At 66.1% G+C, this 13,437-nt stretch carries 10 protein-coding genes; 5 read left to right on the top strand and 5 right to left on the bottom strand.

Annotated elements, in window-relative coordinates; translation table 11 throughout:
* Positions 1-62 precede the first annotated feature (62 nt).
* From EAT51_RS19530 to acnA, 3 genes are all read right to left on the bottom strand, one after another.
* Complete coding sequence (locus tag EAT51_RS19530; protein WP_130518624.1) at positions 63-938, bottom strand: crotonase/enoyl-CoA hydratase family protein; 876 nt, start codon at positions 936-938, stop codon at positions 63-65.
* Between the two features lie 272 nt (positions 939-1,210).
* On the bottom strand, positions 1,211-2,896 hold the full coding sequence (locus tag EAT51_RS19525; RefSeq protein WP_130518621.1) for an AMP-binding protein: 1,686 nt from the start codon (positions 2,894-2,896) through the stop codon (positions 1,211-1,213).
* A 513-nt stretch (positions 2,897-3,409) separates the two neighbouring features.
* Complete coding sequence (gene acnA / locus EAT51_RS19520) at positions 3,410-6,178, bottom strand: aconitate hydratase AcnA (protein WP_130518619.1); 2,769 nt, start codon at positions 6,176-6,178, stop codon at positions 3,410-3,412.
* A gap of 207 nt (positions 6,179-6,385) precedes the next feature.
* On the opposite strand from acnA, the gene EAT51_RS19515 reads away from it, so the two are divergent.
* The 3 genes from EAT51_RS19515 to EAT51_RS19505 are packed head-to-tail and all read left to right on the top strand — an operon-like array spanning position 6,386 to position 9,654.
* Positions 6,386-6,616, top strand: a complete 231-nt coding sequence (locus tag EAT51_RS19515) for an AbrB/MazE/SpoVT family DNA-binding domain-containing protein (protein ID WP_130518617.1) — start codon at positions 6,386-6,388, stop codon at positions 6,614-6,616.
* Positions 6,617-6,626: 10 nt separating this feature from the next.
* Positions 6,627-7,025: a type II toxin-antitoxin system VapC family toxin gene (locus tag EAT51_RS19510; RefSeq protein WP_130518614.1), complete on the top strand. Its 399-nt coding sequence runs from the start codon at positions 6,627-6,629 to the stop codon at positions 7,023-7,025.
* A 40-nt stretch (positions 7,026-7,065) separates the two neighbouring features.
* Entirely contained in the window at positions 7,066-9,654 is a 2,589-nt protein-coding gene (locus EAT51_RS19505) for a bifunctional aconitate hydratase 2/2-methylisocitrate dehydratase (protein ID WP_130561923.1), read from the top strand.
* Between the two features lie 141 nt (positions 9,655-9,795).
* On the opposite strand, the gene EAT51_RS19500 is transcribed toward EAT51_RS19505, so the two are convergent.
* Both EAT51_RS19500 and EAT51_RS19495 read right to left on the bottom strand, forming a co-directional pair.
* Positions 9,796-10,458, bottom strand: a complete 663-nt coding sequence (locus tag EAT51_RS19500) for a recombinase family protein (RefSeq protein ID WP_130518610.1) — start codon at positions 10,456-10,458, stop codon at positions 9,796-9,798.
* Positions 10,459-10,703: 245 nt separating this feature from the next.
* Positions 10,704-11,297 (bottom strand): recombinase family protein, encoded by a 594-nt coding sequence (locus tag EAT51_RS19495; protein WP_130518608.1) that lies wholly within the window; start codon positions 11,295-11,297, stop codon positions 10,704-10,706.
* A gap of 308 nt (positions 11,298-11,605) precedes the next feature.
* On the opposite strand from EAT51_RS19495, the gene EAT51_RS19490 reads away from it, so the two are divergent.
* Positions 11,606-12,844, top strand: a complete 1,239-nt coding sequence (locus EAT51_RS19490) for an EAL domain-containing protein (RefSeq protein WP_130518606.1) — start codon at positions 11,606-11,608, stop codon at positions 12,842-12,844.
* 269 nt (positions 12,845-13,113) lie between these two features.
* Positions 13,114-13,332: an ESPR-type extended signal peptide-containing protein gene (locus tag EAT51_RS19485; protein WP_130561922.1), complete on the top strand. Its 219-nt coding sequence runs from the start codon at positions 13,114-13,116 to the stop codon at positions 13,330-13,332.
* Positions 13,333-13,437: the final 105 nt, after the last annotated feature.

The raw sequence follows: 13,437 nt of genomic DNA, 5'->3' as shown, positions 1-13,437 counted from the left end.
TCTTCAGGTTTGATGGAATGACCAACCCGGCCGGTGGCCGGGTTGGAATCCATTCCCGCTGATCAGGCCACCACGTCCAGGCTGGCGCGGCGGGTCTGCGCCTTGACCAGGCGGTCCATGGTGCGCAGCGACTTGTCGCCCAGGGCCAGCGCGGTTTCCACCCACACCTTGGTGATCTCCAGCAGTTCGTCGTAGCTGACGGCCTGGGCCAGGTTGCGGGCCGAGTTCATCGCAAGATAGGAATGCGGAATGCGGCGCTGGGTGCGGATCAGGTCCTCGACGGCCGCCACGCCCTGGCCCTTGGGCACCAGGATATCGACCACGCCCAGCTTGTACATCTCCTCGCTGCTGTAGACGCGGCCTTCCAGGATGATCTTCTCGGCCACCTGCGGCGCCACGCGACGGCACAGGAACGAGTAGGCGCCCATGCCCGGGAACAGGCCGAACAGCACTTCCGGCAGGCCCATGCCGCAGCCTTCCTCGGCCACGATGGTGTGGCAGGCCAGCGCCATCTCCAGGCCACCGCCCAGCGCATCGCCCTGGATCAGCGCGATGCTGCGCACGTCGCCGCCGAAGCCCACGTGCAGGTGGTGCACACCTTCCACGCAGCGCTGGGCATAGGCCAGCAGTTGGTCGCGGTTGTCTTCGCGGATCAGCTGGGTGAACAGGTTCAGATCGCCGCCCAGGTTGTAGGCGGCCGCGTCCGAGGCCAGCACGAAGTGGCGCAGCGCGCCGCTGGCGCGTTGCGAGGGGGGCAGGGTGATCTGGTTGATCACCGCCCACATCTCGTCGAGCATGTCCTTGCGGCAGCACGGGCGCACGCCGGTGGCGGCGTCGGCATGCATGTACAGCCAGTGCGCGTTGCCCTCGTGGGTGGTTTCGGTGCGGATGGTGGAGTAGGTGCGCTGACGCGGCTGGAGCTTTTCGATCAGGTTCATGGCGGCGATCTCTTGAAGGGCGTGAGAGAGAAGGGGGTCGTCGCCGCGTCGGGGGCCGCGGCGACGCCGATCCTACACCTGAACCAAGTGTTAAATGCGTCAAAAAAAGCCCGTGACTCAATGACTTAGAGTAACCCGGGCGAAAGTCCGTTTTTAGTGTGATAGACATCACCAAAGCGCGCAGAGGCCCTCGCCGACGGCCTGCGGCGGGCGCACACTTCCTGAAATGTGTGGCGCGCCGGCGTGACGCCGGCGACCGCACGCCGCCGCATTCAGCGCGCGGCTTTCTCCTGTTGGCGCAGTTCCTTGCGCAGGATCTTGCCTACGTTGCTCTTGGGCAGCTCGTCCCTGAATTCGATCCGGCGCGGCTGCTTGTAGCCGGTGAGGTTCTCGCGGCAGAACGTCTTGACGTCGGCCTCGCTCAGGGCCGGGTCCTTGCGCACGATGAAGACCTTGACCACCTCGCCGGAGTGCTCGTCCGGCACGCCGACCGCGGCCACTTCCAGCACGCCGGGCATGCCGGCGATGACGTCCTCGATCTCGTTGGGATACACGTTGAAGCCGGACACCAGGATCATGTCCTTCTTGCGGTCGACGATGTAGAAGAAGCCGCGCGCGTCCATCCGCGCCATGTCGCCGGTGTGCAGCCAGCCCTCGTCATCGATGACCTTGGCGGTCTCGTCGGGACGGTTCCAGTAGCCCTTCATGACCTGCGGGCCCTTGATGCACAGCTCGCCGACCGTGTCGTCGCCGCCGGGCAGGGTCTTGCCGTCGTCGTCCTTGAGGCAGCAGTCGGTCGAGGGCACCGGCAGGCCGATGGCGCCGTTGTAGTCGGCCAGGTCCATCGGGTTGATGCATGCCGCCGGCGAGGTCTCGGTCAGGCCGTAGGCTTCGATCAGGGTCACGCCGGTGACCTTCTTCCAGCGCTCGGCCACGCTGCGCTGCACCGCCATGCCGCCGCCCAGGGTCAGGCGCAGATGGCTGAAGTCGATCTGGTCGAAGCCCGGCGTGTTCAGCAGGCCGTTGAACAAGGTGTTGACGCCGGTCATCGCGGTGAACGGCGCCTTGGAGAGCTCCTTGACGAAGCCCTTCATGTCGCGCGGGTTGGTGATCAGGTGGTTGAGGCCGCCGCACTTCATGAAGACCAGGCAGTTCGCCGTCAGGGCGAAGATGTGGTACAGCGGCAGCGCGGTGATGATGTACTCCTCGCCCGGTCGCGTCTTGATGCCGACCCAGGTCGAGGCCTGCTGCATGTTGGCCACCAGGTTGCGGTGGGTCAGCATCGCGCCCTTGGCCACGCCGGTGGTGCCGCCGGTGTACTGCAGGAAGGCGATGTCGTCGGGCTGGATGTCCAGCTGGGGCAGCGGCCTGCTGCCCTGGCGCAGCACGTCCTTGAAGCGCACGGCGCCGGCGATCTCGTAATCGGGCACCATCTTCTTGACGTACTTCAGGACGAAGTTGACCAGCGGGCCCTTGGGGAAGCCCAGCATGTCGCCCAGTGCGGTGGTGATGACGTGGCGCACGCCGCTGCCTTCCAGCGCCTTCTGCGCGGTGACGCCGAAGTTGTCGACCACGATCAGGGTCGACACGCCGGCATCGTGCAGCTGGTGGTGCAGCTCGCGGTCGGTATAGAGCGGGTTGACGTTCACCACCGTCAGCCCGGCGCGCAGGATGCCGAAGATCGAGATCGGGTACTGCAGGCAGTTGGGCATCATCACCGCGACGCGGTCGCCGCGCTTGAGCTTGAGCTCATGCAGCAGGTAGCTGGCCATCTGCTGGCTGAGGCGGTCGATGTCGGCGTAGGTCAGCACCTTGCCGAAGTTGGAGAACGCCGGCTTGTCGCGGTAGGTGGCGATGGCCGTGTCCAGCACATCGACGATCGAGCGGTACTCATCGACGTCGATCTCGTGCGGAACTCCTGCGGGATAGCTGGCAAACCAGGGCCGTTCCTGCGTCATCGTGTCAAGCCCCTCCCAGGGTGCTAGGGTCGAGGCGCGGCCGGCCGATCCGGCGTTTCCCCCGAAAAATCGCGATGAGCATACCGGCAGTCGCCGCAAACCGGAATCTTTCCATACCTTTCCGAATGGTCAGGGCGGAGGGATCAGGCGCGGAGGGCTGAAGGGGCGCTCGATGGCGCGCGGTTTGGACCGGTCTTGCGCAGAAGAAAGTCCAGGGCTTGCGCAGCATTGGCGCGCCGGCCGCGGTCGTTTCAAGGGCGACCGGTCAGATCCGGATTCCCGCGCACGCGGGAAGTGCTTCTTGACAGACCCATGTCTAACCATCCAGTGCCGTTGACTGTCTGTGCGGAAGTCCATGGGTTCCCGCGTTCGCGGGAACGACGATGTGCTCGCTGATGTCTGATGGGCCACCGGCGCCATGCATGTCATGAACGGGCGGCCGTGGCGCAGAGGGTTGCGCGGATTCGAACGCTCCCGCGCGGATGCGCGGGAGCGGGTGCATCGATTCCGAGGTCAGGCCGCCTGCTTGGCGGCGAGCTGGCGCAGGACGTAGTGCAGCAGGCCGCCGTGGCGGAAGTACTCGACTTCCTTGGGCGTCAGCAGCAGCACGCGCACCTCGAACGTGACCTCGCTGCCGTCGGCCTTCTTCGCCACGACCTGCGCGGTCTTGGACGTGCCGTCATCCAGGCCGGTGATGTCGATCACTTCCGAGCCGTCCAGTCCCAGGGTCTGCGCGTTCTCGCCGTTCTTGAACTGCAGCGGCAGCACGCCCATGCCGACCAGGTTGGAGCGGTGGATACGCTCGAAGCTCTCGGCGATCACGGCCTTGATGCCGAGCAGGTTGGTGCCCTTGGCCGCCCAGTCGCGCGAGGAGCCGGTGCCGTATTCCTTGCCGGCCAGGACCACCAGCGGCACGCCATCGGCCTTGTACTTCATCGCCGCGTCGTATATGGCCAGCTTTTCCGGCGTGCCGCCGGCCTTGGGGTAATACAGCGCGTTGCCGCCTTCCTCGCCGCCGAATACCAGGTTCTTGATGCGGATGTTGGCGAAGGTGCCGCGCACCATCACATCGTCGTTGCCGCGACGGCTGCCATAGCTGTTGAAGTCGGCCGGCTGCACGCCGCGCTCCTGCAGGAAGCGGCCCGCCGGCGAGTCCTTCTTGATGTTGCCGGCCGGCGAGATGTGGTCGGTGGTGATCGAGTCGCCGAAGATGCCCATCACGCGCGCGCCGTGCACATCGTCGATGGTGCCCGACTGCGCCGACATGCCGTCGAAGTAGGGCGGGTTCTTGATGTAGGTCGACTTGGCGTCCCACTGGTACAGGCCGCCGTCGGGCGAGGCGATGTTGTTCCAGCGGCTGTCGCCCTTGAACACGTCGGCGTAGTTCTTCTTGAACATCTCCGGGCCGATGGTCTTGGCGATGAAGTCGCCGATCTCCTTGTTGGTCGGCCAGATGTCCTTGAGGTACACGTCCTGGCCGTCGCTGCCCTTGCCCAGCGGCTGGGTGGTCAGGTCGATGTCGGTCGTGCCGGCGATCGCGTAGGCCACCACCAGCGGCGGGGAGGCCAGGTAGTTCATCTTCACTTCCGGGTGCACGCGGCCTTCGAAGTTGCGGTTGCCCGACAGCACCGAGGTCACCACCAGGTCGCCCTTGGCGATGGCGGCCGAGACGTCTTCCGGCAGCGGGCCGGAGTTGCCGATGCAGGTGGTGCAGCCGTAGCCGACCAGGTAGAAGCCGAGCTTCTCCAGGTCGTCCATGACGCCGGCCTTCTTCAGGTAGTCGGTGACCACCAGCGAGCCCGGGCCCAGCGAGGTCTTGACCCACGGCGCGGACTTGAGGCCCTTGGCCACCGCGTTGCGGGCGAGCAGACCGGCGCCCAGCATCACCGCCGGATTGGAGGTGTTGGTGCAGGAGGTGATCGCGGCGATCACCACCGCGCCGTCCTTCAGCTCCCAGCCCGCGCCACTGCTGGCGGCCGGCTCGTTGACCGACTCGTGCGCGCCGACGGCGGTGCCGCCGCCGCCCTCGTTGGCCAGCCGGTCCACCTGGCGCGCGTCGCTGGTGCGCTTCTTCTCGCGCGCCTCGGCGAACGGCGCCAGGCTGTCGCGATAGTTCTTCTGCATGTCGCTCAGCAGGACGCGGTCCTGCGGGCGCTTGGGGCCGGCCAGCGAGGGCTTCACCTCGCCCATGTCCAGGTGCAGGGTGGCGCTGTACTGGGCATGCGGGCTGCTGGCGTCGTGCCACAGGCCCTGGGCCTTGGCGTAGGCCTCGACCAAGGCGATATGGTCCTCGCTGCGGCCGGACAGGCGCAGGTAGTTCAGCGATTCGGCATCGACCGGGAAGATGCCGCAGGTCGCGCCGTACTCGGGCGCCATGTTGCCGATCGTGGCGCGGTCGGCCAGCGGCAGGTGCTGCAGGCCTTCGCCGTAGAACTCGACGAACTTGCCCACCACGCCCAGCTTGCGCAGCATCTGGGTGACGGTCAGCACCAGGTCGGTCGCGGTGGCGCCCTCGGGCAGCTTGCCGGTCAGCTCGAAGCCCACCACCTGCGGGATCAGCATCGAGGACGGCTGGCCCAGCATCGCGGCCTCGGCCTCGATGCCACCCACGCCCCAGCCCAGCACGCCGATACCGTTGATCATCGTGGTGTGCGAGTCGGTGCCGAACACCGTGTCCGGATAGGCGTAGCTGACCCCGTCCTTGTCGGCGGTCATGACCACGCGCGCCAGGTGCTCCAGGTTGACCTGGTGGACGATGCCGGTATTGGGCGGCACCACCTTGAAGTCGTTGAAGGCCTTCTGGCCCCAGCGCAGGAAGCTGTAGCGCTCGGCATTGCGCTGGAACTCGATCTTGCCGTTGAGGTCCAGCGCGTCGGGCTTGCCGAACACGTCCACCTGCACCGAGTGGTCGATCACCAGTTCGGAAGGGATCTGCGGGTTGATCTGCTCGGCCTTGCCGCCCAGCTTGACCACCGCATCGCGCATGGCGGCCAGGTCGACCACGCAAGGCACGCCGGTGAAGTCCTGCAGCACCACGCGCGCGGGCATGAAGGCGATCTCGGTGTCCGGCTCGGCCTTGGCGTCCCACTTGGCCACCGCCTCGATGTGCTCGGGCGTGACGCTGACGCCGTCCTCGCCGCGCAGCAGGTTCTCCAGCAGGATCTTCATGGAGTAGGGCAGGCGGGCGATGTCGAAGCGCTCGCCGAGCTTGGGAAGGCTGAAGTAGGTATAGGAGGTTCCCGCCACGTCCAGCGTGCTGCGGGTCTTGAAGGTATCGCTCATGCTCGGGCTCCTGTTCGAGGTGACTTGCGCCAGGACTTGGTGGCCCGGCGCTGGCTGTTCGATGACGGCCTCGCTATTCAGTATCGGCCTTCCGGCGTGACTGGGGAGTGTCCGGATGGCCTGCTGTGTGCCTGCCGGCGCACGATTCCGCTATCGGTATGGAGATCCAAGTATGTATAATCCGTGCATACTTCAAGAGGTGCACTCATGGAAGCCACCGTTGCCGAACGCGGCCAGATCACCCTGCCCAAGGCGGTGCGCGATGCCCTGGGGCTGACCAAGGGCACGCTGCTGAAGGTAGAGCTGGACGGCAGCCGCATCGTGCTGCGCAAGAGCGTGGACGATGCGATCTCCAAGGCCCGTGGGCGCTTCGCGCTGGACGGCTTCGACTCGCCCGAGGCCGCCGTGCGCGCCGCCCGCGAGCCGGCCAAGCGCTGACCCTGCGCCTGTGATCGCCATCGATTCGCCCGTGCTGGTGGACCTGCTGACCGACGGCCCGCAGGCCGATGCGGCCGAGGCCTGCCTGCGCCAATGCCTGGCCAGCGGCCGGGTCGTGGTCTGCGACATCGCCCTGGCCGAGGTCTGCAGCGCCCTGCGCAACGGCGCCGAGGCGCTGACGGTGCTGGAGGAGATGGGCATCCATTTCAGCGCGCTGGAATCCAAGTCGGCCCTGCGCGCCGGCGAGATGCAGCGCCGCTACCGCCAGCGCGGCGGCGGGCCGCATGCGCTGCCCGATTTCCTCATCGGGGCCCACGCGCTGCTGCAGTGCGATGCGCTGATCACCCACAACCACGCCTTTTACCGCGACTACTTCAAGGGATTGAAGCTGATCGCGCCGCGGGTCTGACCCGCTCCCTCTTCACACACGTTACGTACCGGAGTCGCACATGTTGGAAGCCTATCGCCACCACGTTGCCGAGCGCGCCGCGCTGGGCATTCCGCCGCTGCCGCTGACCGCCCAGCAGACCGCGCAGGTCATCGAGCTGCTGAAGAACCCGCCGGCGGGCGAGGCCGACTTCCTGGTCGACCTGATCACCCACCGCGTGCCGGCCGGCGTGGACGACGCCGCCAAGGTCAAGGCCAGCTATCTGGCGGCGCTGGCCTTCGGCAGCGAGCAGACCCCGCTGATCAGCCGCGAGCGCGCCACCGAACTGCTGGGCACCATGCTCGGCGGCTACAACGTGCACCCGCTGATCGAGCTGCTGGACGATGCCACCGTCGGCGCCATCGCCGCCGACGGCCTCAAGCAGACCCTGCTGGTGTTCGACGCCTTCCACGACGTCAAGGAAAAGGCCGACGCCGGCAACGCCAATGCCGTGGCCGTGCTGCGTAGCTGGGCCGAGGCCGAGTGGTTCACCAGCAAGCCGGAAGTGCCGGCCTCCATGACCCTGACCGTGTTCAAGGTGCCGGGCGAGACCAATACCGACGACCTGTCGCCGGCTCCGGACGCCACCACGCGACCGGACATCCCGATGCACGCGCTGGCGATGCTGAAGAACAAGCGCGAGGGCGCGCCGTTCGTGCCGGAGGAGGACGGCAAGCGCGGCCCGATCCAGGCCATCCTGGACCTCAAGGACAAGGGCCACCTGGTCGCCTACGTCGGCGACGTGGTCGGCACCGGCTCCTCGCGCAAGTCCGCGACCAACAGCGTGCTGTGGTGGACCGGGCAGGACATTCCCTACATCCCCAACAAGCGCTTCGGCGGGGTGTGCCTGGGCTCCAAGATCGCCCCGATCTTCTACAACACCATGGAAGATGCAGGCGCCTTGCCGATCGAGCTGGACGTGTCGCAGATGGAGCAGGGCGATGTGATCGAGCTGCGCCCGTACGAGGGCAAGGCGCTGAAGGACGGCCAGGTCATCGCCGAGTTCAAGGTGAAGTCCGAGGTGCTGTTCGACGAGGTGCGCGCCGGCGGCCGCATCCCGCTGATCATCGGCCGCGGCCTGACCGCCAAGGCGCGTGAGGCGTTGGGCCTGCCGGCCACCGACCTGTTCCGCCTGCCGCAGCAGCCGGCCGGCACCGGCAAGGGCTTCTCGCTGGCGCAGAAGATGGTCGGCCGCGCCATCGGCCTGCCGGAAGGTCAGGGCGTGCGCCCGGGCACCTACTGCGAGCCCAAGATGACCTCGGTCGGCTCGCAGGACACCACCGGCCCGATGACCCGCGACGAGCTCAAGGACCTGGCCTGCCTTGGCTTCTCGGCCGATCTGGTCATGCAGTCGTTCTGCCACACCGCCGCGTACCCGAAGCCGGTGGACGTCAAGACCCACCACACCCTGCCGGAGTTCATCTCCACCCGTGGCGGCATCTCGCTGCGCCCGGGCGACGGCGTGATCCACAGCTGGCTCAACCGCATGCTGCTGCCCGACACCGTCGGCACGGGCGGCGACTCGCACACCCGCTTCCCGGTGGGCATCTCGTTCCCGGCCGGCTCGGGCCTGGTCGCCTTCGCCGCGGCCACCGGCGTGATGCCGCTGGACATGCCCGAGTCGGTGCTGGTGCGCTTCAAGGGCAAGCTGCAGCCGGGCGTGACCCTGCGCGACCTGGTCAACGCCATCCCGCTGTATGCGATCAAGCAGGGCCTGCTGACCGTGGCCAAGCAGGGCAAGAAGAACATCTTCTCCGGCCGCATCCTGGAGATCGAGGGCTTGCCGGACCTGAAGGTCGAACAGGCCTTCGAGCTGTCCGATGCCTCGGCCGAGCGTTCGGCCGCCGGCTGCACCGTGCACCTCAACAAGGAGCCGATCATCGAGTACATCAACAGCAACATCACCTTGCTGGGCTGGATGATCGAACAGGGCTACAAGGATCCGCGTAGCCTGCAGCGCCGCATCGACAAGATGAAGGCCTGGCTGGCCGATCCGCAGCTGCTCAAGGCCGACGCCGACGCCGAGTACGCCGCGGTGATCGAGATCGACCTGGCCGACGTGCACGAGCCGATCCTGGCCTGCCCGAACGACCCGGACGACGTGAAGACCCTGTCCGAAGTGGCCGGCGCCAAGATCGATGAAGTGTTCATCGGCTCGTGCATGACCAACATCGGCCACTTCCGCGCGGCCTCCAAGCTGCTGGAAGGCAAGCGCGACATCCCGACCAAGCTGTGGGTCGCCCCGCCGACTAAGATGGATGCCGCCGAGCTGACCAAGGAAGGCCATTACGGCACCTTCGGCACCGCCGGCGCGCGCATGGAGATGCCGGGCTGCTCGCTGTGCATGGGCAACCAGGCGCAGGTGAAGGAGGGCGCGACGGTGTTCTCCACCTCGACGCGCAACTTCCCCAACCGTCTGGGGCGCAACTCCAACGTGTACCTGGGTTCGGCGGAGCTGGCCGCCATCTGCTCGCGCCTGGGCCGCATCCCGACCAAGGCCGAGTACATGGCCGACATCGGCGTGCTCGACGCCAATGCCGCGGACATCTATCGCTACATGAACTTCGACCAGATCGAGGATTACCAGGCCGGCGAGAAGACCGCCGCCTGATCCGTTCGCGAAGTGCGACACCAGAAAGCCCGGCATCCGCCGGGCTTTCTGGTTGCAGGGGGTGTCCAAGCCCAGTCCCTTGGCCCGGCACGCTCAGTTCATCCACCAGACCAGGTCGCTTCTCAGGCACCGGGCCGACCGCTAAAGGTGATCACGCAAGTCGCTGAAATAGGGAATCGCACCTGAAGCGCAAACGGGACAGTCCGCATGTGAAACGAGTTCGTCCTTGTAAGACAGCTGGCCGGACTGCTGTGCCTTCGCGATATGCCGCAGGAGCGTTCGCCGATGAATCCCCAGCTGTTCGGCGACTTGCCTGGTGCTCCAGGCGTGCAGATCCCGCAGATGGCAGGCCTGCCGGCATTGCGTCAGGCTCAAGGAGGGCAGCCGACCCAGGCGCTTGCCTTCCGCGCGGGCGGCCGCGACACCGGCGCGCGTGCGCTCGCTGATCAGGTTGTGCTCGAACTCGGCCAGGGCCGCCATCATGTGGAACACCAGGCGACCGCCCGAGGAGGAGGTGTCGATGTGTTCGGTGATCGACTGAAAGCCGATGCCGCGCTGGCCCAGATCGTCCAGCAACCGGACCAGATTCACGAGCGAGCGGCCTAGTCGATCCAGTCGCCAGACCACCAGCTTGCCACCAGGCTCCAGTCCCTCAAGCGCCTGGCTGAGCCCGGGACGTGTGGCGAGTTTGCCGGAGGCGCCCTGGTCCGAGAAAATTGCGGCGCATCCGCTGGCCTCCAGCGCCCGCAGCTGCAGCTTGAGATTCTGTTCATGCGTGGAAACGCGCGCGTAGCCGACGATCATGATCGGATCCTAATCCTCAGTGTCCTTCCTGGTGCAGGCACGCGCGCGGACACAGAAGCCGCCAGGCGCCCTGGTAGGTAAAACCTTCAGGGCGACACGTGCATAAGCCGTGCCAATAAATCGCCGACAGCAAGGTTCAAGCAAAGCCGAAACGCGCGTTCAGGGCTTTGAGCTCCGTCAACCGGATCCGCGCACGGAATACGGATGCTCAGTCTGTCTATCGGCCCACATCGGCGCGGAGTTATTTACTGCATGCCAACGATGCCCTCCCGATCCGTCGACGCGCTCAGCTTCCTCAGTCCGCGCTGCAGCGTGCGCGGATGGACGCCAAGATCCCGCGCGATTTCTGTCAACGACTGTTGACCTTCGTCGCGCAGGACCGCGGCCGCATGAAGCTGCCCGATATCGAGAAGCGGCTGACGACCGATGCGTTTGCCTGCGATGCGCGCCGAAGCGAGCCCGGCCCGCGTGCGCTCGCTGATCAGCGTGCGCTCGAATTCGGCAAGTGCCGCCATGAAATGGAAGACCAGCCGCCCGCCTGAGGTCGAGGTGTCGATGTTTTCGGTCAGGGAGTGGAAGGCCACGCCCCGATCGCCCAGCGCTTCGAGCATCTGGACCAGATGCGGCAACGAGCGACCGAGTCTGTCCAGTCGCCACACGGCCAACGTGTCGCCGGGTTTGAGCTGGGCCATCAATTTGTCCAGACCCGGTCGGGATCGGGTTGCGCCCGAGACACCGCGGTCCTGATAGATGCGAGCGCAGCCCAGACGCTGCAGGGCCTGGATCTGCAGATCGAGGTTTTGATCCTCGGTCGAGACCCTGACGTAACCAATGATCATGGTGGGGGAACCGCCTTGAGAAGGCAGGCGTGGCTTCCCTAAGGCGAGCAGCAATGTCCGTTGTCCATGGAACAAGACTGATCAAAGTATGCCGGGGGTCACACCTTGTGTTGACAGAACGGATCCTTATCGCCACAGGGTGATTTGCGAGGCTGAACAGGGCAAATAACAGCGAATTGCGTCATCTGTGCGGATCGTCACACAAGCGATCCATTGTGTACCCACCCACTACTTTTGGCCAGCTTGACGCGCAGCGCCTTGTGGGTACGGGGCCAACGGCAGGAGCGCCGCTGGACTATGCGGAGCCCGTGCTGATCGAGCTCTACAACCGCGATCACCTGGCAGCGGTGTACGGCGAGGAGTTCGCCGTTTCAGCGCTGCGCGCCCTGCAGCGGTGCGCGCACGCGTGGGGCGGTTCGGTTTCGGTCGTGGATGACAAGCGCTTCCTGGTGGCGCCGCCTTCCGTGCGGGCTGACGACGGCTGTGAGCGAGATCGCTCGGAAACAACACTGGTGGAGCGGTGGCAGCGCGCCTTCAGCGCCACGCCTTTCGATTTCGGGCCGCAGCGCGCGCTGCTTGCCGTCGGCGTAAGCCGCGCGGCGCTCGGCGCGGGGCTAAGGCAAATGGATGGAGGCCATTTCCAGCTTCAGGAAATCGAATGCCGGCACAGCAGCGCGCCGCTGCTGCTGCCGCCGCAGTGCGGGTGGTCCTGGCGCTTGGGCTACGAACTGGACATGGAAGCGGCGCTGGCCTTCCACGAGGCCCTGGCGCAGCGGCGCGCGCATCTGGTGTTCCAGCCCATCGTCAGTTCCTCGCAACTTGCCTCCCGGCTTTCGTCCGCGTCAACGCTGGGGACGACCGCCGCTCCGCTCTACCAGGAGGCGTTGCTGCGGATGGTCGCCCTTGGCGACGAGGTCCCGCTGTCCACCAGCAGACTGGTCGCGGCGCTCGAACGCCTGGGGTTGGTCCGCCTGTTTGACCAGGCGGTGCTTACGGCGGTCATCCTCGCGCTGGAGTCTCAGCCGGACCTGAATCTTGGTTGCAATCTGTCCTCATTGAGCCTCGTCCCGGACGAGGGCTGGTGGGGTAGCGTTCTGGACCGACTCAGGGTCAGGCCCAGTGTCGCCTCGCGTCTGACCTTCGAGATCACCGAGACCGCGCCCTTGCGTGACTTCGACCGCGCGGTCGCCTTGGTCAGGCGCCTGAAGGCACTGGGTTGCCGAATTGCCATCGACGATCTGGGCGTGGGCCACACGCGTCTGGATTTCGTGCGTGCCATCAGGCCTTCGGTCATCAAGATCAGCGCTGACCTGGTGCACGACGCGGTCGTCAATCGGGTCGCAGCCGAGCAGCTCGAGCGTTTGGCGGCCATGGCGGCGGCATTCGCGCCCGTGGTCGTCGCTGAAGGGATCGGGACGCGGCGGCAGATGGACGCCGCGTGGGAGGCGGGCATCCATTGGCTGCAGGGCGAAGCCGCCGCGCCTCACATTCTGCCCAGCCCGCCAGTCGTGCTCGGCCTGCCTTGCGAGCAGATCTCATGGGACTAGGCCGAGCCAATCGATCGGAAGGCGCGCTGCGCACTTCCTCTCACATCAGCGCGTCAAGCGCGCACACCTCACGCCTTCAGCCCACGGGCGAAAGACGCCATCTGAGGCGTACGCCCACGGCCACGCGCGGCCCATCAGTTTGGTTCACGCATGCATGGATGCGTCGCTTTCGTAGCAACCGAGCGAGCCATCAAACCTCGCTCGAGCAACCACGCTGACGTCGCGGACGTGCAGCGTCACTTTGACGGACTAAGCAGGGGGAAGGGGTCGTGAACAAAATCTATCGCAAGGTGTGGAGTCGCGCGCGCGCGCAGGTCGTGGTGGCGTCAGAACTGGCCAGTGGTAGCCGCATTGGTGTGATATCCAAAGGCAGCAAGTCCAGCCCGGTGCGGGTGCTGATGCTCGCCACACTTGCCTACGTAGGATGGATTTCGCAGGGCTTGGCGCAAGTCACCATTTCCGGGGGTGGACCGGCCAGCCTTTCGTAGACATCCGGTTGCCATAATTGATGGCAATGACCGAGGTGTTTATGGGCAACAGCAAGCAGTACACGGATGAGTTCCAGGCCGAAGCGGTGAAGCAGGTGATCGAGC

The organism is Pseudoxanthomonas winnipegensis, from assembly GCF_004283755.1.
Classification (GTDB): domain Bacteria; phylum Pseudomonadota; class Gammaproteobacteria; order Xanthomonadales; family Xanthomonadaceae; genus Pseudoxanthomonas_A; species Pseudoxanthomonas_A winnipegensis.
The sequence above is the reverse complement of the archived record's forward strand: the minus strand, read 5'-3'. Positions and strand labels throughout refer to the sequence as shown.

Coding starts and splice junctions, on each gene's coding strand:
- EAT51_RS19530 (WP_130518624.1), bottom strand. CDS start 938: ATGAACCTGATCGAAAAGCTCCAGCCGCGTCAGCGCACCTACTCCACC.
- EAT51_RS19525 (WP_130518621.1), bottom strand. CDS start 2,896: ATGACGCAGGAACGGCCCTGGTTTGCCAGCTATCCCGCAGGAGTTCCG.
- acnA (WP_130518619.1), bottom strand. CDS start 6,178: ATGAGCGATACCTTCAAGACCCGCAGCACGCTGGACGTGGCGGGAACC.
- EAT51_RS19515 (WP_130518617.1), top strand. CDS start 6,386: ATGGAAGCCACCGTTGCCGAACGCGGCCAGATCACCCTGCCCAAGGCG.
- EAT51_RS19505 (WP_130561923.1), top strand. CDS start 7,066: ATGTTGGAAGCCTATCGCCACCACGTTGCCGAGCGCGCCGCGCTGGGC.
- EAT51_RS19500 (WP_130518610.1), bottom strand. CDS start 10,458: ATGATCGTCGGCTACGCGCGCGTTTCCACGCATGAACAGAATCTCAAG.
- EAT51_RS19495 (WP_130518608.1), bottom strand. CDS start 11,297: ATGATCATTGGTTACGTCAGGGTCTCGACCGAGGATCAAAACCTCGAT.